This window comes from Stenotrophomonas sp. CFBP8980 (assembly GCF_034046095.1).
Lineage (GTDB): Bacteria > Pseudomonadota > Gammaproteobacteria > Xanthomonadales > Xanthomonadaceae > Stenotrophomonas > Stenotrophomonas lacuserhaii.
In genome coordinates this window covers 182,439-202,063 of the sequence record NZ_JAXCXF010000007.1, presented here as the reverse complement: position 1 = coordinate 202,063, position 19,625 = coordinate 182,439, and the positions used below count along the sequence as shown (strand labels likewise).

16 protein-coding genes are annotated in these 19,625 nt (G+C 67.1%); 4 read left to right on the top strand and 12 right to left on the bottom strand.

Translation table 11 applies throughout. From position 1 onward, the window contains the following. Positions 1-12: 12 nt before the first annotated feature. Both SOM47_RS14820 and glnA read right to left on the bottom strand, forming a co-directional pair. On the bottom strand, positions 13-351 hold the full coding sequence (locus tag SOM47_RS14820) for a P-II family nitrogen regulator (protein WP_042614733.1): 339 nt from the start codon (positions 349-351) through the stop codon (positions 13-15). 312 nt (positions 352-663) lie between these two features. Next, positions 664-2,073 carry a type I glutamate--ammonia ligase gene (gene glnA, locus SOM47_RS14815; protein WP_042614703.1) on the bottom strand — a complete coding sequence of 470 codons (1,410 nt, stop codon included), beginning with the start codon at positions 2,071-2,073 and terminating at the stop codon, positions 664-666. Positions 2,074-2,297: 224 nt separating this feature from the next. Between glnA and SOM47_RS14810 the strand changes: the two genes are divergently transcribed. Both SOM47_RS14810 and SOM47_RS14805 read left to right on the top strand, forming a co-directional pair. Beyond that, positions 2,298-3,092 (top strand): undecaprenyl-diphosphate phosphatase, encoded by a 795-nt coding sequence (locus SOM47_RS14810; RefSeq protein ID WP_192084813.1) that lies wholly within the window; start codon positions 2,298-2,300, stop codon positions 3,090-3,092. Positions 3,093-3,165: 73 nt separating this feature from the next. Then, positions 3,166-3,984, top strand: coding sequence for an META and DUF4377 domain-containing protein (locus SOM47_RS14805; RefSeq protein ID WP_042614701.1), 819 nt, complete (start codon positions 3,166-3,168; stop codon positions 3,982-3,984). A 481-nt stretch (positions 3,985-4,465) separates the two neighbouring features. On the opposite strand, the gene SOM47_RS14800 is transcribed toward SOM47_RS14805, so the two are convergent. The 9 genes from SOM47_RS14800 to SOM47_RS14760 all read right to left on the bottom strand — a co-directional run bounded on the left by SOM47_RS14800 (position 4,466) and on the right by SOM47_RS14760 (position 13,461). Further along, positions 4,466-5,074 (bottom strand): YbhB/YbcL family Raf kinase inhibitor-like protein, encoded by a 609-nt coding sequence (locus SOM47_RS14800; protein WP_042612215.1) that lies wholly within the window; start codon positions 5,072-5,074, stop codon positions 4,466-4,468. A gap of 5 nt (positions 5,075-5,079) precedes the next feature. Continuing rightward, entirely contained in the window at positions 5,080-7,149 is a 2,070-nt protein-coding gene (locus tag SOM47_RS14795) for a tetratricopeptide repeat protein (RefSeq protein WP_042612214.1), read from the bottom strand. A 68-nt stretch (positions 7,150-7,217) separates the two neighbouring features. Next, on the bottom strand, positions 7,218-8,240 hold the full coding sequence (locus tag SOM47_RS14790; RefSeq protein ID WP_080335016.1) for a YheT family hydrolase: 1,023 nt from the start codon (positions 8,238-8,240) through the stop codon (positions 7,218-7,220). A gap of 28 nt (positions 8,241-8,268) precedes the next feature. Beyond that, positions 8,269-9,060 (bottom strand): lysophospholipid acyltransferase family protein, encoded by a 792-nt coding sequence (locus tag SOM47_RS14785; protein ID WP_042612213.1) that lies wholly within the window; start codon positions 9,058-9,060, stop codon positions 8,269-8,271. A gap of 130 nt (positions 9,061-9,190) precedes the next feature. After that, positions 9,191-9,625, bottom strand: a complete 435-nt coding sequence (locus tag SOM47_RS14780; protein WP_042612212.1) for a hotdog fold thioesterase — start codon at positions 9,623-9,625, stop codon at positions 9,191-9,193. A gap of 13 nt (positions 9,626-9,638) precedes the next feature. Beyond that, entirely contained in the window at positions 9,639-11,684 is a 2,046-nt protein-coding gene (locus SOM47_RS14775; protein WP_249404491.1) for a phospholipase D family protein, read from the bottom strand. 5 nt (positions 11,685-11,689) lie between these two features. After that, complete coding sequence (locus tag SOM47_RS14770; protein ID WP_042612210.1) at positions 11,690-12,313, bottom strand: YceI family protein; 624 nt, start codon at positions 12,311-12,313, stop codon at positions 11,690-11,692. 4 nt (positions 12,314-12,317) lie between these two features. Further along, on the bottom strand, positions 12,318-12,794 hold the full coding sequence (locus tag SOM47_RS14765) for a SixA phosphatase family protein (RefSeq protein ID WP_042612209.1): 477 nt from the start codon (positions 12,792-12,794) through the stop codon (positions 12,318-12,320). A gap of 34 nt (positions 12,795-12,828) precedes the next feature. After that, positions 12,829-13,461: a nucleotide-binding protein gene (locus SOM47_RS14760; RefSeq protein ID WP_320506009.1), complete on the bottom strand. Its 633-nt coding sequence runs from the start codon at positions 13,459-13,461 to the stop codon at positions 12,829-12,831. Positions 13,462-13,587: 126 nt separating this feature from the next. Between SOM47_RS14760 and SOM47_RS14755 the strand changes: the two genes are divergently transcribed. Next, entirely contained in the window at positions 13,588-15,072 is a 1,485-nt protein-coding gene (locus SOM47_RS14755) for an AAA family ATPase (protein ID WP_042612207.1), read from the top strand. A 48-nt stretch (positions 15,073-15,120) separates the two neighbouring features. On the opposite strand, the gene SOM47_RS14750 is transcribed toward SOM47_RS14755, so the two are convergent. After that, entirely contained in the window at positions 15,121-15,756 is a 636-nt protein-coding gene (locus SOM47_RS14750) for a tetratricopeptide repeat protein (protein ID WP_192084819.1), read from the bottom strand. A 163-nt stretch (positions 15,757-15,919) separates the two neighbouring features. Here SOM47_RS14750 and SOM47_RS14745 point away from each other — a divergent pair, with 163 nt between their 5' ends. Then, entirely contained in the window at positions 15,920-19,609 is a 3,690-nt protein-coding gene (locus tag SOM47_RS14745) for an indolepyruvate ferredoxin oxidoreductase family protein (RefSeq protein WP_320506008.1), read from the top strand. The last annotated feature ends 16 nt before the right edge of the window (positions 19,610-19,625 follow it).

Sequence of the window (19,625 nt, the reverse complement as noted above, 5' to 3'; positions counted from 1 at the left end):
TCTCCGAGTGGGTTACAGCGCGTCCGCGCCGATTTCGCCGGTGCGGATGCGGATGACCTGTTCGACAGGCGTGACGAAGATCTTGCCGTCGCCGATCTTGCCGGTGCCCGCTGCGTTCTGGATCGCTTCGATCACCGCATCGGTCCGCTCGTCGGTCACTACGGTTTCAATCTTGATCTTGGGCAGGAAATCGACGACGTACTCGGCGCCGCGGTACAGCTCGGTGTGGCCCTTCTGGCGACCGAAACCTTTCACTTCGGTCACGGTGATGCCGGACACGCCCGCATCGGAGAGGGCCTCGCGGACCTCGTCGAGCTTGAACGGCCGGATGATGGCGGAGATCAGTTTCATGCGCATATCCCGATGGTGGATGGGTCCACGGCCGATGCAGGCCGTGGCGTCTGCAACCACCGGCCACCCCGCGGGGTGGCCGTGGCTGTTGCGCCGAACGTGGTCTGGGCCCTGGCGGCTGTGTCTCTCTCCAAACACAGCCAGTGACGCGGGAGGGAGGTAGGCCCATGACGCGCGTCCGGTCTTGCTTGCCCCTGAACGGATGGAGCACTTGCTACGCGTTGCAGGCTTCATCCATCCCGGCTCCCCAGCCGGAAAAGATGCGGCGATGACGAAGGTGGGAGGGGTATCCTCCGCCATCGCCGCGCGTGCTCAGCTGGCGTAGTACAACTGGTATTCCAGCGGGTGGGTGGCCGCACGGAACTTGGTGACTTCCTGCATCTTCAGCGCGATGTAACCGTCGATGAAATCATCGTCCATCACGCCGCCGGCCTTGAGGAACTCACGGTCCTTGTCGAGGGCTTCCAACGCCTGGTCCAGCGAGGAGCAGACCTGCGGGATCAGCTTCTCTTCTTCCGGCGGCAGGTCGTACAGGTCCTTGTCGCTCGGTGCGCCCGGGTCGATCTGGTTCCTGATGCCGTCCAGGCCGGCCATCATCAGCACGGTGAAGGTCAGGTAGCCGGACTGGATCGGATCGGGGAAGCGCATTTCAATGCGGCGCGCCTTCGGGTTGGTCACGAACGGGATGCGGCACGAGGCCGAACGGTTGCGGGCCGAGTAGGCCAGCATCACCGGTGCTTCGAAGCCCGGGACCAGGCGCTTGTAGCTGTTGGTGCCGGCGTTGGCGAAGGCGTTGATCGCCTTGGCGTGCTTGAAGATGCCGCCGATGTACCACAGTGCCAGCTGGCTCAGGCCACCGTAGCCGTCACCGGAGAACAGGTTGGTGCCGCCCTTGGACAGCGACTGGTGCACGTGCATGCCGCTGCCGTTGTCACCGACGATCGGCTTGGGCATGAAGGTCGCGGTCTTGCCGTTGCGGTGGGCCACGTTCTTGATCACGTACTTCATGCGCAGCAGTTCGTCGGCCTTCTGCACCAGGGTGCTGAACTTGGTGCCGATCTCGCACTGGCCGGCGGTGGCCACTTCGTGGTGCTGCACTTCCACTTCGATGCCGACCTGTTCCAGCGTCTTGCACATTTCCGCGCGCAGGTCGTGCAGCGAATCGGTCGGCGGCACGGGGAAGTAACCGCCCTTCACGCCCGGACGGTAGCCGCTGTTGGCGCCGTCATACTTGGCACCGGTGTTCCAGGCGGCTTCTTCGGAATCGACCTTGAAGAAGGTGTTGCCCATGTCGTTGGCGAAGCGGACCGAATCGAAGATGAAGAACTCCGGCTCCGGGCCGAAGAAGGCCTGCTCGGCGATGCCGCTGGACTTCAGGAAGGCTTCTGCGCGCTTGGCGATGCCGCGCGGGCAACGGCCGTACGGCTGCATGGTGGCCGGGTCGAGGATGTCGCAGCTGATGACGATGGTCGGGTCGGCGTAGAACGGGTCCACGTAGGCGCTGGACGGATCCGGCAGCAGCACCATGTCCGATTCGTTGATGCCTTTCCAGCCGGCGATGGAGCTGCCGTCGAACATCTTGCCTTCTTCGAACAGCGACGCTTCGATGATGCTGACCGGGAAGGTGACGTGCTGCTCGATGCCACGCATGTCCACGAAACGCAGATCGACGAACTCGATCTGGTTGTCCTTGACCAGCTTCTCAACGTTTTCAACGGACATCGGGTGGAACCTCGGTTGGAATTGAATGCCTGGAATTACCACAGCAATCTCCGTGCCAACTTTCGGACCGTCACAAGCCGTTGATTTGCATGAGCGTGCGCCTGAATGGTGCACAACAAAACGCACCATGGTGGTGCGTTACCAGCGCCGCGCACTGCCTTGGTGCGTGGGTAGATGGTCTATCCTCGTCGGCACCTTTGCTGCCATCCGATGATTTCTCCTCCATGTCAGACCTGCTCTCCGCCCTGCTGCTGGGCATCCTAGAAGGCGTCACCGAGTTCCTGCCCATCTCCAGCACCGGGCACCTGCTGATTGCCCAGCATTGGCTCGGCGCGCGCTCGGACTTCTTCAACATCGTCATCCAGGCCGGTGCGATCCTCGCCATCACCCTGGTCTTCCGCCAGCGTCTGTGGACGCTCGCCACCGGCCTGCACCAGCGTGAGAACCGCGACTACGTGATGAAGCTGGGCACGGCCTTCCTGGTGACCGCGGTGGTCGGCCTGCCGGTGCGCCTGGCCGGCTGGGAACTGCCCGAAACAGTGAGTCCGGTAGCGTGGGCGCTGATCATCGGTGGCATCTGGATGCTGCTGGTGGAGGCCTATACGGCACGCCTGCCCGATCGAGACCAGGTGACCTGGACGGTGGCCATCGGCGTGGGCATCGCGCAGGTGGTGGCCGGTGTGTTCCCGGGTACGTCGCGCTCGGCATCGGCGATCTTCCTGGCCATGCTGCTGGGCCTGAGCCGCCGTGCGGCGGCCACCGAGTTCGTGTTCCTGGTGGGCATCCCGACCATGTTCGCCGCCAGCGCGTATGCCTTCCTGGAACTGGCCAAGGAAGGCAAGCTGGCCAGCGAGAACTGGACCGACGTGAGCGTGGCGTTCCTTGCCGCGGTCGTCACCGGCTTCGTCGTAGTGAAGTGGCTGCTGGGCTACATCAAGTCGCACAGATTCACCGCCTTCGCGGTGTACCGCATCCTGCTCGGCGCGGGACTGCTGCTGTGGTTGCCTGCCGGCAACTGAATGCTGCTGGATGCGCGTGACCCCACCCGGCGCGCGCATCCGTTCTGAACCAGGCAATCCAAGGAGAATCCAAATGAAGCGCACCCTGATCCTGTCCCTGCCGCTGGCATTGCTGGCGGCCTGCAGCCAGAACCCGGCCCCGGCGGGCAATGCCGACGACCTCGCTCCGGCACCGGCCGCGGCCGCCGCACAGAAGACCGTCGCGCATCTGGACGTGCAGCGCCTGCAGGGCCAGCACTGGCGCCTGAAGGACGCCACCGGGGCAGACGGCAAGCGCATCGACGCGCTGTTCGCACGCGCCGACAAGCCAGTGACGCTGGACTTCAGCGATGGCCGCGTATCGGTGTCCAACACCTGCAACGGCATGAACGGCGGTTACAGCTTGGCTGATGGCAACCTGGTGCTGTCGCAGCTGGCATCCACACAGATGGCCTGCAATCCGGACCTGATGGCGTTGGACGAGGCCGTGGGCAGCCGCCTGCAGGGCCCCCTGAAGACCGAACTGGGCGACAACGGCGAGCTGACCCTGCGCACCGCCCAAGGTGAGGTGCTGGTGTTCGCGCCGGAGCCCACGGCCGAGACCCGCTTCGGTGGCCCGGGTGAGCGCGTGTTCCTGGAGGTGGCCGCGCAGACCAAGCCGTGCCCGCATCCGCTGATCAAGGACAAGCAGTGCCTGCAGGTGCGCGAAGTGCAGTTCGACGACCAAGGACTGAAGCAGGGCCAGCCGGGCGCGTTCGAGAACTTCTACGACAGCATCGAGGGCTACACCCACGAGGCCGGCACCCGCAACGTACTGCGGGTGAACCGCTTCAAGGTGGCCAATCCGCCGGCGGATGCGTCCTCGCAGGCGTACGTGCTGGACATGGTGGTGGAGTCGGCTGTCGAGAAGTGACGGCGAGCGGGTGAGACCCCCTCGCGGCGTGCTGCTGGAAAAGCAGGTTACGTGATTGGGGTCGGGCGGTGGGGCTGGTCGGGGGACGGCAAGAGCCGCTCCTGCGGGCCTCGTTTCGCGCCATCCATGGCGCTCAACGCCCCCGCCCAGCCCCACCGCCCGGCATCACCGCCCGGCCCCTGGACAGGTTCCGGATGCCGCCAGCCGCGTAATAAGAAAAATGGAAAAGCGGTAGCGCCGACCCATGGTCGGCGAGCGCAGCGGGCTGTTGGCGGGAACATTCCGCCGACCATGGGTCGGCTCTACCAAGGCGCACGTCCCAGGCCACCATGGACCTGTCGAAGGTGGGGCGGGGTGGCTGTGCAGGACCGTCTTTTCGCATGGATGCGAAAAGCGAGCCTCCATGGATGGATTCACGGCGTGTCCTGCACAGCCACCCCGCCCCGCCAACACGCAGCCCTGCAGCTGTTGCCGTTGCTTCTTACAGCGAAGGATTCAACGTGTAAGTGCCATGCAGTGAAGCTTCGGCCAGCACGTGGCCCTGCATCGCACGATGCACGTCGCCGGCGGTGAACGGCGTCGGCAGCTCCAGCGTCGCCACGTCCAGCGCGAACACGCGGAAGAAGTAGCGGTGCATGCGCTCGTCGTTGAACGGGGGATACGGGCCGTCATAGCCCAGGTAGTCACCGGCCATGTCCGGATTGCCGGCGAACCATCCGGTGAAATCGTTCAGTCCCTGGCGGCTGCCCGCCGGGCCGGCCGGCGCGGTCTTGCCCTTGGCCACGAAACCATCGCTGCAGCTGCCGGCAGCAAGCTCGCGCACGTCCGCGGCAATGTCGGCCATCACCCAGTGCACGAAGTCACAGCGCGGCTGGTCGCGCGGAATGGTCATGTCCTGGCGGCCGACGGTGTCGGCGATCGTCGGCACATCCGGATCCACGCAGATCAGCGCGAAGGAACGGGTGCCCTCCGGCACCCCGCTCCACGCCAGCTGAGGATTGCGATCCGGGGCGAACCCATCGGCATCGCCGGCGGCGAACTCGCGTGGGATCGGTGCGCCGTTGGTCAGGCTGGTGCTGGTCAGTTGCATGTGGCTCATTCCTCCGGGTAACCCAGGCGAACCGCGACCGGGGTCAGCAGATCGATGGCAGCGCCCATGACCTCGCGGTAGTTGCGCCAATGGCCGCTCGGCAGGCGCGGCGGACCGATGTTCGGTGCCGGTGGCAGCTGCACGCCCATCACCTCACTGAGCAGCAGCGCCATCGCCTGTGGATCGTTGCCCGCCGCGTCCACGCGCACCAGCACGTTTGGATACAGGTCCTGCTCGCTCAGGACGGCAACCTGGGTCAGCGCACGGGTCAGCCATTCGGCGGCTTCCTGTAGGCTGGTGATCGCCAGCTGCGCGCCGGAGCCATAGGCGATCCAGTCCAGCAGCATGTCGCGCGGATCGCGCAGCACCACCAGCAGGCGCCCCTGCGGCAACGCGGGTCGCAGCGCCCACAGCAGGGCGTTGTCCCAGAACGGCAACCAGTCGATCACCGTGTCGTTGGCCAAGCCGCGCGAAGGCAGGCACGCACGCCAACCGTCCACCAGCGCCTGCGGCGTCAGCTTGCCCGAGGCCAGATCCTGCAGCGTGTTGTAGTTCTGGAAGGCATCGTCCGGCGGCGTGGCGCTGAAGCGGTCAACGCGCACCAGCGGACTGGCCGCGCTGAGCGCGCTCATCACTTTTTCCACGTTCGAACCGGGTGCGCCCCACAAGAACATCGGGCGCGACGCCAGCTCCGGATCGACCTCGCCGAGTGCCGGCCAGCTGGACGGTGGCTTGGCCTGCGGCGGCAGCGGCAGGCGGTTGGCCACGTTGTCGGCATGCAGGTCCAGCCAGGTACGCAGGGCCTCGCGCGGCTGGCCGCCACGGTCATGCACTTCGCCCAGCCAGGTGCGCAGGTCTTCCTTGGCGCGTCCTTCGGCCGCGTCCACCATCTGCTGCACACGGGCTGCAGCGGCGGCGGGGTCGCGCCGTACCAGCCCGTCCACCAGTCGCGTGGCGCCGCTGACACGGCCCGGTTCAAGCGCCAGGATGCGCTCTGCCATGGCTTCGGCTGCGTCCTGTTCGCCGTTCATGTCATGCAGGCGCATGCGGGTCTCCAGCGCCGGCAGGTGCGCCGGCATCGCCGCCAGCCAACGCTCGCCCACGGCCACGGCGCCTTCGCTGCCCACGCCTTCCACCGACAGGCGGGCCAGCCACAGATTGTGCAGCTGGTCGTGGTCGGCCAGCACCGCATCCAGTTCGGTACGCGCTTCTTCGTCGCGGCCCAGCCGCTGCCAGGCCATCAACAGCAGCTGCAGCAGCTGCGGATCGCCCGCGTTGCTGGCCAGCAGCGGGCGAAGGTGGTCGCGCGCCTGCAGGGGCTGGCCGGACTGCAGGGCCATCTGCGCGGCAAAGCGGCGCATCGCCACGCTGTCCTGCCCGGGCTGCTGCAGGGCCTGCTCGATGATCTCGGCCGCTGCGGCCGGGTTGTCCTGGCGCAGTGCCAGTTGCACCAGCAGCCCATGCAGCGCGGTCATCTTCGGGTTCAGAACCAGCACGCGGCGGAATGCCTGTTCGGCGAAAGCCAGCATGTCCTTGCGCAGGTAGGCCGTACCCAGTGCATACACGATGCGCGGATCATCCGGCAGCGCCCGCACGGCGCTGGACAGCTGGGCCAGCGCTTCATCCAGCGCGCCACGGCGCAGTGCCAGCATCCCCGACAGCGCCACCACTTCGGGATTCCCGGCATCCACGCGCGAGGCCAGCTTGAGCTGCTTTTCCGCCTCGTCCACGTCGTTGCGCGCCAATGCCAGGTGCGCCTGCATCAGGTAGGCCGACAGTTCGTTGGGATTGAAACCGGTGGTGCGGCCAAGCGCCGCTTCGGCGTCTTCGAACTGGTGCAGTGCCAGCAGCAGGCCAGCGTGCTGCAGGTGCAGGTCGGCATCGTCCGGGGCAAGTTCCAGCGCGCGCTGCAGGCTCTCAACCGCAGCCGCCAACTGGCCCTGCTGCTGCAGCGCCAGCGCGTGCCAGCGGTAGGCCTGGGGCTGCTGGGGCTCGGCGGCGATCCAGCGGGTGGCCAGCTGCACGGCCTGGTCGGCGTCGCGAAGACGCAGGGCTTGGAGTATCTGATCTTGCATGACGGGTCCGGCTGGAGTGCAAACCCGCATTGTAACGACCCTGATCGATCGTGCAGGCGCGGCCGCGCTCAACCGTCCCGCGCGGCCTGTCCCAGGTGCTGGGCCACCCAGCGTTCAGAGAATCCATCGCCGCGCCAGTTTTCCAGGAAGCCACAATGACCGCCCCATTCGGCGGTCTGAAGGCGCGCCGACCGCGGCAGCTGCCAATCGTTGAAGGTGGTGTATGGAATTACCGGGTCATCCTTTGCCATCAGGATGTCCGCTGGCACCTGCAGGTCCGCCAGCCGCTCACCGGCGATGGAATAGCCATCGAAATAGGCCTGCAGCGAACCGTAGTCGGTATGGTGTTCGACCAGCCAGGCAGTCAGCGCGCGGATGTCCAGCCGCAGTACGCGTTCATCCCAGTCGCTAAGCTCCGGGTAGACCGCCTGCTTGCGCCGCAACGATCCGGCCCACTTGCGCCGGAAATACCAGTCATACATGGCCGGACCGTTTTCGATGCTGTCCATGGTCAGGCCCGGGTCCAGCACCGGGCACACCGACGCCACCCGTTGCAGCGGCACGCCGGCCGCCGGCGCGCGCAGGGCCAACCGCAGCACGAAGTTGCCGCCCAGCGAGTACCCGGCCGCCACCAGCGGCAGCTGCGGCCAGCGGCGGGCGATGTCAGCGGCCGCATGCACCACTTCATCGATGCGGTTGGAATGGAAAATGCCGGGATTGAGGTGGTGGGTGTTGCCGTGGTCACGGAAGTTCAGCCGCACCACGTCGAAGCCTTCGGCCAGCATGCGGGCCGCGGTCATGCGCATGTAGCTGGATTCGGCGCTGCCCTCCCACCCATGCAGCAGCAGGGCGATGCCGCGGGGCGCGCGTGCCTGGATGGCACTGTGCCAGGCCTGCAGGCGCACGCCCTGCCCGCCATCCACGATCAGCTCCCGATGTGCCGCACCGGTAGCGGCCAGCAGTTCCTGCCCGCGACGCAGGCGCAGTCGGCTGGAACTGAGCATCGACTGCAGGTGTGCGTTGCGCAACCAGCGCGGCGGCTGGTAATCGGCCGCCGTCAGGAGTCCGGACGGACCGGAATCAAAGGACATCGCGGGCGCGGGGACGGACACCGTCGGCTCAGCTGCCGGCCATTGCCGCAACGATGCGGGTACGCGAGGTTTCGGCGATGCGCCGGCGACCTTCCCGGTCCTGCCCGCTGATCGGCTCCAGGAAATGCACTTCGGCACGACGGGCCGGCTCGCCCAGCAGGCGCAGGAAGTTGGCGAAGAAACTCTCGCGCGGGCCGAACGCCACCACGGTCTGTGCGTCGCCGCCTGCACCGTAGCGCAGCGCCACCGGCTGCACCGGTACGCCGGTTTCCACCGCCGCCTGGAAGATGCGTGCGTGGAACGGCCCCACTTCATGACCACCACGGGTGCGGCCCTCCGGGAACACACCCACGCCCTTGCCTTCGCGCAGGCGCACGACCATCTGCTGCATCACCCCATCCAGCGATTCGGTGCTGCCCCGCTGGTGGAAGATGGTCTGCCCGCGCCCGGCCAGCCAGCCGACCACCGGCCAGCCGGCAATTTCGCGCTTGGCGACGAAACCCATCATGCGCTGGCTGTGCAGCACGCAGATGTCGACCCAGCTGACATGGTTGGCCACGAACAGCACCGCGCCGTGCAGCGGTTTGCCGATGCGCACCAGGCGGAAGCCGAAGATCCACATGAGACCGGCCGACCACCAGTTGACCACCTTGTAGCCAAGCGGTTCATCGCCCACGCGCAGTTCGCCCCACGGCGGCAGCATGCCGATGAGGATCAGCGGCAGGAACACAAGCAGGTGGATGAGCAGCAGCGGTACGCGGTACAGGTAACGGCACACACGCGCCACGCCGCCACGAGTGGCCGGAGTGGGGGAATTCATGCGGGAACGATACCCGAGCACCGTAGCGCCTGCCAGCACGCGGTGGCCAAAGCGGCTGCGCGGACGGGCCAGCGGCGGGCAACGCTGTGTTCCGCGGCGTCCTGCCGGCGCCGGTCCAGGTGCCGGGCACTCAACCGTGGCCGGCCGCCACCACCGCCAGGGTCAGGCGCGAAGTGCAGACCAGCCGGGCCTGTTCGTCTTCGATGCGGATGTCCCAGATCTGCGTGCTGCGGCCGACATGCACCGCACGCGCGGTACCGGTGACCAGGCCCTCGCGCTTGGCGCGGACGTGGTTGGCATTGATCTCCAGCCCGACGCAGACCTGCTGGCCGTTGTCCACGCAGAGGTTGCCGGCACTGCTGCCCAGGGTCTCGGCCAACACCACCGATGCCCCGCCATGCAGGATGCCGTAGGGCTGGTGGGTACGTGCATCCACCGGCATGGTCGCCTGCAGCCAGTCATCGCCGACCGCAGTGAAGACGATTCCCAGCTGGGATATCACCGTGTTGGCGCTCAGCGCGTTGAGGGCATCAAGGGAAACCGCATGGCGGAATACGGAAGGCACGGCACGACTCCAGTCAGAGGATCGGTACCAGGCCGGCGCCGAAGGCGGTCAGCATGCGCACCAGCAACAATTTCGGGCCGACGTTGACTTCAGGGAAGTCACCCACGGCGGTGTAACAGGCATGGAAGTCCGGGTGCTGCCGCGGCAGCGGCTCGGGGCAGGCCGGGCCCGGCTGGAACTCGTAGTCGGTGGCGTAGCGCCACGGCCAGAAATCCAGGATCGGCAGCGCCTCGGAGGCCTTGCCCATGCTGTAGTTCAGCCCGGACAGCACCGGCGGCTTGCTGCGCGGTGCCACCGTCCAGGAATTCTGTGGATCGATGTCGCGCAGGATGCTGTCGGCCAGGCGCTGGGCGAACACCGGGTCGTCGATGATCACCGCGCCTTCGGTGTTGTAGTTTTCGCTGCGCGGATCGAAGTTGTGCGTACCGATCACGCCGATGCGGCGATCCACCACCAGCGACTTGGCGTGCAGCCCCATGCGTGCGCCCTGGCGGGTCACCGGCAGCGGGCGATTGACCGCCTTGCTGCCCAGGAACGAGGGACGGGTCTCGGTGCGCAGCAGGTCGCGCTCCACTTCACTGCCGGCCGCGCGGCGACGTTCGCGTGCATTCTGGTAGGCACTGCCGGTGCGTGGATTGCTGCGCGGCTGGGCCGCCTCGCGTGCGGTGGCGTCGTTGCGGCTGCCGCTGCCGGGAGGCCGCGCATTGCTACCGGCCGCACTGCCGCCCAGCAGCCCGCCGCGATCGCCTTCCGGGGCGTCGCCGGCGATCGGGTCCGGCAGCAGGTTGCGGTAATCCACCGGAGCATCCAGCGGGAACGGCTTGAACTCGAAGATGTTGAAGCCCAACTCGCGCATGTTGCGGCGCTTGTACTTGTAGGACAGCGCGTAGACGATCGGGTTGTCGGTGGCCGCCAGGCTGTTGGTGGATACCAGCACGCGCGGCGGATCGGCCTGCCTGCGCAGGTCGGCGAACAGCTTGCGCGCCGGCTTGGACAACACCAGGTACGGCGTCTGCAGCAGCACTTCGGATTGTGCCTCGGCGATCAGCCGGTCCAGCTGCGGTTCGGTGACATGCTGCCCGTTGCGTGGCTGCTCGACGGTCTCGCGGCGATGCTTGCGCGGCAGGTCGGCGACGTAGCGCACCGATGCCACCGGCAGCGCGGTATCGACGAAGCTGCGGGTGATCCACGCATCATCGATGGCTTCAGCCAGCACCCGCTCGACCCGCTCGGGCCGCCGATACACGGCCGGCGGCAGGGAAGGCGGGCCACTGTCGAGCAGGATCCGCCCGACATCGTTCAGGCGTTCGGCCGGCACGCTGCGCGGGGCCTTCCAGAACGCTTCGAAGTTGGCCGCCATCACCCGCGCTTCGGGACCGGCCACCAGCACGTCGCGGTCGCGGAAGTTGTATTCCGAATCCCAGTCGTAGTAGTCGTCCTGGTAGTTGCGCCCGCCCACCACGCCGATCGCATCATCGACCACCAGCAGCTTGTTGTGCATGCGCTGGTTGAAGCGGCGGAAGCAGCACAGCACGCTGCCTGCGTAGTCGAAGTAGTTCAGCTGCGCCTTGCCGAAGGTCGGGTTGTAGACGCGCAGTTCGAAATTCTGGTGGGCCGATGACAGTGCGCCGAGGATCTGCAGGTCGGAGATCGCCGACAACTGGTCGATCAGCAGGCGCACCTTCACGCCACGCCGGCTGGCCGCCAGCAGTTCGTCGATCACCAGCCGGGCGCTGTCGTCCTTATCGAAGATGTAGGTCTGCAGGTCGATGCTGCGGGTGGCGCTGCGCAGCAGGTTCAGCCGCGCCACCAGCGCCTCTTCGCCCTCGTCCAGGATGGTGGCGTAATGCCGGGGCTGGTCGGGGGTCGATGCGGTAAAGGCACGCCCGGCCAGCGCGCGCAGCGGTGAATCCTGTGCGCAGCGATCAGCGCGGTCGCAGTCCACGACCGTGGAGCGGGCCTGTACGGCGATCCCCGCGGCACGCTCACGCTCGCTGTTGGACAGCGACGCGCAGCCGCCGAGCAGCAGCAGGCCTGCCAGCATCACCCAGCGGCACATCAGGTTCACGGTTTCGGCGCCTCGCTCAGGCGCGCTCGCAGTACGAAGGTCACTCGATCACTCAGGGCAAGCTGCCAGTTGTCCATGCCGTAGCGGCCCCGCAGGACGGTCCCGCGGCTGACGACATCACAATCATAGCCGGGTCTGGCGCATTCCGCCTTTTCCACCCGCAGCGTTTCCGGATGGCTGACCCCGCGCAGCATCAGGCGGCCTTCGATGTCCCCTCCGTGGTCCACACGGGCGGGGTCGTAGGGAAGCGAATCGAATTCCACCACCGGGTGGCGGGCGGCATCGAAGAACTCTTCCCCGCGCATCCAGCCGGTGTAGCGCGGCTTGCCGGGAATCTCCACCGAGCGGGTGTACATCTTCAGGTGGACCTGGTGGCGCCCATCGGACAGCACCTCGATGCGGCCTTCGAAATGCGGAAAGCTGCCTTCGATGCGCTGCCCCAGCCGGCTGCGCACTTCGAACCCCAGCCGCGAGCGCTGTGTGTCCAGCACCAGCGGCGCGCGGTGCACGACCTGCACTGCCGGCAACGCCGGCAATGCCGCAGGCGGCGCCGGCTGTGCGGCCAGCGCTCCCGGAACCACAGCCAATCCGAGCAGCAGCCCCCTCTGCCACGCGTTCATCGGGTCACGGCCACCAGAATGCGTTGAGGCTGGCGACGCCGGGCTCGATGCTGGCTTCCTTGGGGAACTGCAGCACCGCGATACCCGCCGGCGGCATGCCACGGTAATCGCTGGTCTCGCCCGTGTTCAACAGGGCGACCAGGCGTTCCAGGCCGGGATTATGACCGACGATCATCAGTCGTTCGACGTCGTTGCGGTCGTCGACCAGCCCGATCAGGGTGCCGGGCGTAGCGTCATACACCTTGTCTTCCAGCTTGTGTTCGAAGAAGCCGGTGACGCCGACCACCGCCTCCAGGGTTTCGCGGGTACGGCGTGCCGGTGAACAGAGCACGCAATCAGGCTGCAGGTTGTTGTCCTTGAGCCACTTGCCGGCCGCTTCGGCCTCGGCAAGTCCGACCGCCGACAGGGGCCGGTCAAGGTCAGCCTGGCCGGTGCTGGCCGGTTCGGCGTGGGCATGGCGAAGCAGGATCAGTTCACGCATCGGAGTCTTCCATTGGATGAGGGGTACAAGCGGCTCATGCCTTGTCCAGCCATTTCAGCAGAGGTTCCCAGTCGGCCTGGTGTTCGCGGACCTGGGCGGAGCGGTAATCGAACAGGCTGCGTCCCAGTCCGGTCATGACCACGTAACTCTGGCTGTCACGCAGCTGCGCCACCACCGGATAGGGCCAGTCGGACAGCATCTGGATGGCCTGCTGCGAGGTTTGTGTCCACGGCTTGGTGCGGTTGAGCACCAGCCCGACCGGCAGCTTGCGGTTGTGCACGCGGGCCACCTTGGACAGGCTGTTGAGGAAGCCCACGATGGCTTCGATGTCCAGCGCCGAAGGCAGCACCGGCACCACCACGGCATCGGCGGCGTCGAGGAAATGCAGGATATCGTCGGCCAGCGCACCGGCTGGGGCGTCGATGATCACCGTGTCGGTGCCATCGGGGAGCTTCTGCGCCCATTGCTTCTTCTTGTGCACGTCGATCGGCAGCACCGCGCTTTCCAGCTCGGACCTGCGCTGTGCCCAGCGGGTACTGGAGCCCTGCGGGTCGGCGTCGGCAATCACCGTACGCCGGCCCTGCAGTGCCGCATGTGCGGCCAGGTGGGTGGCGATGGTGGTCTTGCCCACCCCACCCTTGGAACCGGCCACCAGGATGGTCTTCATGCAGGCCTCGCTTCCGGGAGAACGTTGCCCGAGCGTACACCGGTGCAGGTGAGGGGGATAGTCGCGCGGCTGAACCACCCGGGCCATGGCTTTGTTATCGTGGCGCCCCCGAAGGATCGAACCGCCATGAGCGAACTGCAGGACCTCAGCGCCCTGATACGCGCCAATACGCCCCTGATCGTGATCGAGACCCAGGATGAGGGTCGGATCATCGAACTGTTCCGGCAGACCCTGCTGCAGGTATGGCGGGCACTGCACCGCTGGTCGATCACCGAAGGCCTGCGCCGCATCGACCTGGAACGTGAAGACGATGCGGTCGGCCCACCCGATGCCAGTGCGGCACTGCAGATGATCCAGCAGGCCGACCAGCGCGGCATCTACCTGCTGCTCGATTTCCATCCCTACCTGGGTTACGCCAGCCACCAGCGCGCGCTGCGCGATATCATCCAGCGCCGCCACAGCCAGCCGCACGTGCTGGTGCTGATCGGCGCGAAAGTGACCCTGCCGCCCGAACTGGAAGCGCTGGCGACGCGGTTCAACCCGCGCCTGCCCGACGCCAACGCATTGCTGAAGATGCTGCGCGAGGAAGCGGCCGGTTACGCGCGTGAGCACGGCGGCCGCCGCGTCGAGGTCGACAGCGAGGCGGTGAAGAAGATCCTGCGCAACCTGCAGGGCCTGAGCCTGGTCGATGCGCGGCGGATCGCCCGCCAGCTGATCTATGCCGACGGCGCGCTCGGTGACGACGACCTGCCACAGCTGGCGCGGCTGAAGTTCGAACTGCTCAACCGCAGCGGCCACCTGATGTACGAGTACGACACCGCGCGCTTTGCCGACGTGGCCGGCGCCAACCGTCTCAAGCGCTGGGTCAACCAGCGCCGGATCGCGTTCCTGGCAGGCGCCGCACCGGCCGGCCTGGATCCGCCGCGCGGCATGCTGCTGCTGGGCGTGCAGGGCTGCGGCAAATCGATGCTGGCCAAGGCGACCGCCGCTGGTTTCGGCGTTCCCTTGCTGCGCATGGATGTCGGCGCGCTGTACAACAAGTACCACGGCGAAACCGAGTCCAACCTGCGCCAGGCATTGGCATCGGCCGAACAGCTGGCGCCGTGCGTGCTGTGGATCGATGAGATCGAAAAGGGCCTGGCGACCGGCGGCGAAGACGGCGGCGTATCACGCCGCGTGCTGGGCACGCTGCTGACCTGGATGGCCGAGCGCAAGGCAGCGGTATTCATCGTGGCCACCGCCAACCAGGTGCACGAACTGCCCGCTGAACTGCTGCGCAAGGGCCGCTTCGACGAGATCTTCTTCGTCGACCTGCCCGGCCCGGATGTACGCGTGGAACTGCTGCGCCTGCACCTGGCACGTCGTCAGTTGAATGCCGATGATTTCGCGCTGCCGGCGCTGGCGGCCGCGGCGGATGGTTTTTCCGGCGCGGAAATCGAACAGGCCATCGTCGCCGGCCTGTACGCCGCCCATGCCGACCAGCGGGCGCTGGATACCGACGTGCTGATGGCGGAAATCCGCGGCAGCCGCCCGCTGTCGGTGCTGATGGCCGAACAGGTCCAGGCGCTGCGCGAGTGGGCCGCAGCGCGCACGGTCAATGCCGACGATTGATGCCCGGCGCCGGGCCCGCCATCCGGCGGCCTGGCGCGGCATGTCCGTTCAGGGCCACTTCGGCGGCTGCGCGGCCCAGGCCTGCTGTACCTGCGCCAGCGTGGCGCGCTCGCTGTCGCGCCACGTCGGCAACAGACTCGGGTAGTTCGTCGAGGTGCTCCATTGGCCGGGTTCGGTGCGGACGGCGGCGGCATACCACTTGACCGCATCCTCCTTCTGCCCGAGCTCCCACAGGGCCAGTGCGTAGGTCGGCGGAATCCACGACGGATTGCCGCGCAATGCGCTGGCGGCGGCGTGCCACTGCTCCAGCGCCGCCTCAGGCTGGCCCTGGCGGAACAGGTCCCAGCCATGGTTCCAGCGCACCATCCGGCCCGACGGCGAATTGGCTGCGGTGGCCTGCAGCGCTTCGGTGTAGAGCTGCTGGCCAAGTTCGGTGCGACCCTGCGCGATGGCCACACCGGCCAGCTGCACGGTCGCCTCGAGCGACTTGCGCCCCCGTTCGCGCTGGCGCAGCAGCTGGCTGACCAGCTCATCGCCCTCGGCCTGGACCACCACCACCGGAACGGCAGCGGGATCAGGATCGAAATAGAACTCCTGCGGCGCAGGCAGGAGGGGGGCAGCCCATGCAGCGGCTGTCCCCGATACCAGCACCAGGCTGGCAAGGAACTGTCTAACAAGTGACATCGATTTTTCCCCAGGTTGCAACAACAACCTCCCACTTCCTGATCCTAACCGCAGTGCCGTACCAGAAGCGAGTACCGGCCGACGACCGGGCCACTGTTACAATCCGCGCCCTCCGGTCCTGCGCCAGCGCAGCCGGCGCCAGCCGATCCGAACCAGGCCAGCCATGACCAGTACCGCCCAGCTCACGTCTCCCGATTCTGCCGACCAGCTCGACCGCGACTACACGCTCGACCACAAGTACGCGCGCGAAACCGGGCGGATCTACCTGAGCGGTGTGCAGGCGCTGGTCCGGCTGCCGCTGATGCAGCGGCTGCGCGACGCCGCCGCCGGCATCGACAGTGCGGGCTTCATCAGCGGCTACCGTGGCAGCCCGCTGGGCGGCTTCGACCTGGAACTGTGGCGCGCGCGCCAGCATCTGGACGCGGCCAAGGTGAAGTTCACCCCCGGCCTGAACGAGGATCTCGGCGCGACCATGGTGTGGGGAACGCAGCAGACCAACCTGTTCCCGGGTGCCAACGTGCAGGGCGTGTTCGGCATGTGGTACGGCAAGGGACCGGGCGTGGACCGCTGCGGCGACGTCTTCAAGCACGCCAATGCGGCCGGCACTTCGCGGCTGGGCGGCGTGCTGGCGCTGGCAGCCGATGACCATGCCTGCCGCAGCTCCACCCTGCCGCACGGCAGCGAGGACGAGTTCGTCAGCGCGATGATGCCGGTGCTGAACCCGGCCGGTGTGCAGGACATCCTGGACATGGGTGTGCTGGGCTGGGCGATGAGCCGCTATACCGGGCGCTGGATCGGCTTCAAGACCATCGCCGAGACGGTGGAATCGTCCGCTTCGGTGGACGTGGACCCGCTGGCACGGCGCATCGTGCTGCCCGAGGACTTCGAACTGCCCGCCGGCGGCCTCAACATCCGCTGGCCGGACCCGCCGCTGGACCAGGAAATGCGCCTGCACCGCTATGCGGTCAAGGCCGCGCAGGCGTTCGCGCGTGCCAACGGCATCGACCGCACCGTGCTGGATTCACCGCGCGCGCGGCTCGGCATCGTCACCACCGGCAAGAGCTACCTGGACGTGCTGCAGGCGCTGGAATACCTGGGCCTGGACGAGGCGGCCTGCGCCGACATCGGCATCCGCGTGTACAAGGTCGGCATGACCTGGCCGCTGGAACCGCAGGGCATCGCCCGCTTCGCGCAGGGGCTGGAAGACATCATCGTGGTGGAAGAGAAGCGAGCCTTCATCGAGCGCCAGATGAAGGAGCAGTTCTTCAACTGGCCGGCCAGCTGGGGCCCGCGGCCGTCCATCGTCGGCAAGTACGACGAGGAAGGCGAGTGGATCCTGCCGTCCACCGGCGAGCTGACCCCGGCCACCATCGCCGGGGTGATCGGCCGGCGCATCCAGAGGTTCTTCAACAACGACTCCATCGAACAACGCCTGCAGTGGATGCAGGAGAAGGAAGCCGAGCTGGCCCTGCCGCGCGCGAACTTCCCGCGCGTGCCGCATTACTGCTCCGGCTGCCCGCACAACACCTCCACCACCGTGCCGGAAGGCTCGCGCGCGCTGGGCGGCATCGGTTGCCATTACATGGTGACCTGGATGGACCGCAGCACCGACACCTTCACCCACATGGGGGGCGAAGGGGTGACCTGGGCCGGCCAGGCCGCCTTCACCGATACCCCGCACGTGTTCCAGAACCTGGGTGACGGCACTTATTTCCACAGTGGCTCGCTGGCGATCCGCCAATCGGTCGCCGCCGGGGTCAACATCACTTACAAGATCCTCTACAACGACGCGGTGGCGATGACCGGTGGCCAGCCGGTGGACGGCCCGCTGAGCGTGCCGGACATCGCCCGGCAGATGCGCGCCGAAGGCATCCAGACCATCGTGGTGCTGTCGGACATCATCGAGAAATGGACCCGGCAGCGCGACCAGTTCCCGGACGGCGTGGCCTTCCATGACCGCAGCGCGCTGGATGCGGTGCAGAAGCAGCTGCGCGAGGTGAAGGGCGTTTCGATCCTGATCTACGAGCAGACCTGCGCGACCGAAAAGCGACGCCGGCGCAAGCGCGGCAAGCTGGAAGACCCGGCCAAGCGGGTGGTGATCAACTCGCTGGTGTGCGAGGGCTGCGGCGACTGTGGCAAGAAGAGTTTCTGCGTATCGGTGCTGCCGAAAGAGACCGAGTTCGGGCGCAAGCGCGATATCGACCAGTCCAACTGCAACAAGGATTATTCCTGCACCACCGGCTTCTGCCCGAGCTTCGTCACCGTGCACGGCGGCAAGCCGCGCAAGGGCAGCAAGCGTGATGCCTCCACCCTGCTGGACAACCTGCCGGCACCGCCGGTACGGACCGCGCTGGAGCAGCCCTGGAACATCCTGATCACCGGCGTCGGTGGCACCGGCGTGGTGACCATCGGCGCGCTGCTGGGCATGGCCGGGCACCTGGAGGGCAAGGGCTCTTCGGTGCTGGACCAGACCGGCCTGGCGCAGAAGGGCGGTGCAGTCACCACCCACATCCGCATCGCACGCACCCCGGCCGACATCCATGCCGTGCGCATCGCCGCCGGTGAAGCCGACCTGGTGCTGGGCTGCGACATGGTGGTGGTCAACGATTACTGGGCGCTTTCCAAGGTGCGCGCCGGTCGCACCCAGGTGGTGCTCAACACCTATGAAGCCATGCCGGGCAGCTTCACCACCCGGCCGGACATGCAGTTCCCCGCCGCCGACATCGTGGCCGGCATCCGCGTGGCGCTGGGCGGCGAATCGCCGCTGCTGCTGGACGCCACCCAGCTGGCGACCGCGCTGCTGGGCGATGCGATCGCCGCCAATCTGTTCATCCTGGGCTACGCGTGGCAGCAGGGCCTGGTGCCGCTGTCCTTCGATGCGCTGATGCGCGCCATCGAGCTCAACGGCGCGGCCGTTGCGATGAACCAGCAAGCCTTTGCCTGGGGCCGCCTGGCCGCGGTCGACCCGCACGCCGTGCAGCAGGCCGCGGGCCTGGTCCGCAATGGCCACACCTCGGCCGAGACCACGCCGGGTCCGTTGCACGCGTTGCCGCCGGGCGAATGGGAAAGCACCGAATGGGGCGCCACCACCGCACCGCGCAACAGCAGCGACGAACGCGAGCTGCGTGGCCTGCCCGGGCACGCCGGCGATGACGTGGCGTTCCTGCCGCTCGACGATGAGCGGCTGTCGCGCTCGCTGGATGAAATGATCACGCGCCGCGCCGCATTCCTGGTCGACTACCAGGACCAGGCCTATGCAGACCGCTACCGGCGCCTGGTCGATCGCGTGCGCAAAAGCGAACAGGACACGCTGGGCGGCTCCACCGCGCTGACCGAAACCGTGGCCCGCTACCTGTTCAAGCTGATGGCCTACAAGGACGAGTACGAAGTAGCGCGGCTGTACACCAGCGGCGATTTCCAGCGCCGCCTGCAGCAGCAGTTCGAAGGCGATTACCAGCTGCGCTTCCATCTGGCCCCGCCGCTGTTCGCGAAGAAGGATGCGCAGGGCCGCCTGATCAAGAAGGAATACGGCCCGTGGATGCTGAAGGCGTTCGGCGTGCTGGCCAAGCTGAAGTTCCTGCGCGGTGGCAGGCTGGACCCGTTCGGCCGCACCGCCGAGCGCGTCGGCGAACGCCGGCTGATCACCGATTACGAGGCCACCGTGCAACTGCTGCTGGACGGCCTGGATGACCACCGGCTTGCGCTGGCGGTGGAGATCGCCAGCATTCCCGAGCACATCCGCGGCTACGGCCACGTCAAGGAAGCGCACCTGGAGAAGGCCAAGGCACGCGAGGCGACCTTGCTGGCGCAGTGGAACAACCCGCGGGCGCTGCATATCGTCCAGGTGGCTTGAAGCAGACTTGGGGGAC

What these genes read in the sequence shown, in the direction of transcription:
- SOM47_RS14820 (WP_042614733.1), bottom strand. Translation starts at nt 351, where the DNA reads ATGAAACTGATCTCCGCCATCATCCGGCCGTTCAAGCTCGACGAGGTC.
- glnA (WP_042614703.1), bottom strand. Translation starts at nt 2,073, where the DNA reads ATGTCCGTTGAAAACGTTGAGAAGCTGGTCAAGGACAACCAGATCGAG.
- SOM47_RS14810 (WP_192084813.1), top strand. Translation starts at nt 2,298, where the DNA reads ATGTCAGACCTGCTCTCCGCCCTGCTGCTGGGCATCCTAGAAGGCGTC.
- SOM47_RS14805 (WP_042614701.1), top strand. Translation starts at nt 3,166, where the DNA reads ATGAAGCGCACCCTGATCCTGTCCCTGCCGCTGGCATTGCTGGCGGCC.
- SOM47_RS14800 (WP_042612215.1), bottom strand. Translation starts at nt 5,074, where the DNA reads ATGCAACTGACCAGCACCAGCCTGACCAACGGCGCACCGATCCCACGC.
- SOM47_RS14795 (WP_042612214.1), bottom strand. Translation starts at nt 7,149, where the DNA reads ATGCAAGATCAGATACTCCAAGCCCTGCGTCTTCGCGACGCCGACCAG.
- SOM47_RS14790 (WP_080335016.1), bottom strand. Translation starts at nt 8,240, where the DNA reads ATGTCCTTTGATTCCGGTCCGTCCGGACTCCTGACGGCGGCCGATTAC.
- SOM47_RS14785 (WP_042612213.1), bottom strand. Translation starts at nt 9,060, where the DNA reads ATGAATTCCCCCACTCCGGCCACTCGTGGCGGCGTGGCGCGTGTGTGC.
- SOM47_RS14775 (WP_249404491.1), bottom strand. Translation starts at nt 11,684, where the DNA reads ATGTGCCGCTGGGTGATGCTGGCAGGCCTGCTGCTGCTCGGCGGCTGC.
- SOM47_RS14770 (WP_042612210.1), bottom strand. Translation starts at nt 12,313, where the DNA reads ATGAACGCGTGGCAGAGGGGGCTGCTGCTCGGATTGGCTGTGGTTCCG.
- SOM47_RS14765 (WP_042612209.1), bottom strand. Translation starts at nt 12,794, where the DNA reads ATGCGTGAACTGATCCTGCTTCGCCATGCCCACGCCGAACCGGCCAGC.
- SOM47_RS14760 (WP_320506009.1), bottom strand. Translation starts at nt 13,461, where the DNA reads ATGAAGACCATCCTGGTGGCCGGTTCCAAGGGTGGGGTGGGCAAGACC.
- SOM47_RS14755 (WP_042612207.1), top strand. Translation starts at nt 13,588, where the DNA reads ATGAGCGAACTGCAGGACCTCAGCGCCCTGATACGCGCCAATACGCCC.
- SOM47_RS14750 (WP_192084819.1), bottom strand. Translation starts at nt 15,756, where the DNA reads ATGTCACTTGTTAGACAGTTCCTTGCCAGCCTGGTGCTGGTATCGGGG.
- SOM47_RS14745 (WP_320506008.1), top strand. Translation starts at nt 15,920, where the DNA reads ATGACCAGTACCGCCCAGCTCACGTCTCCCGATTCTGCCGACCAGCTC.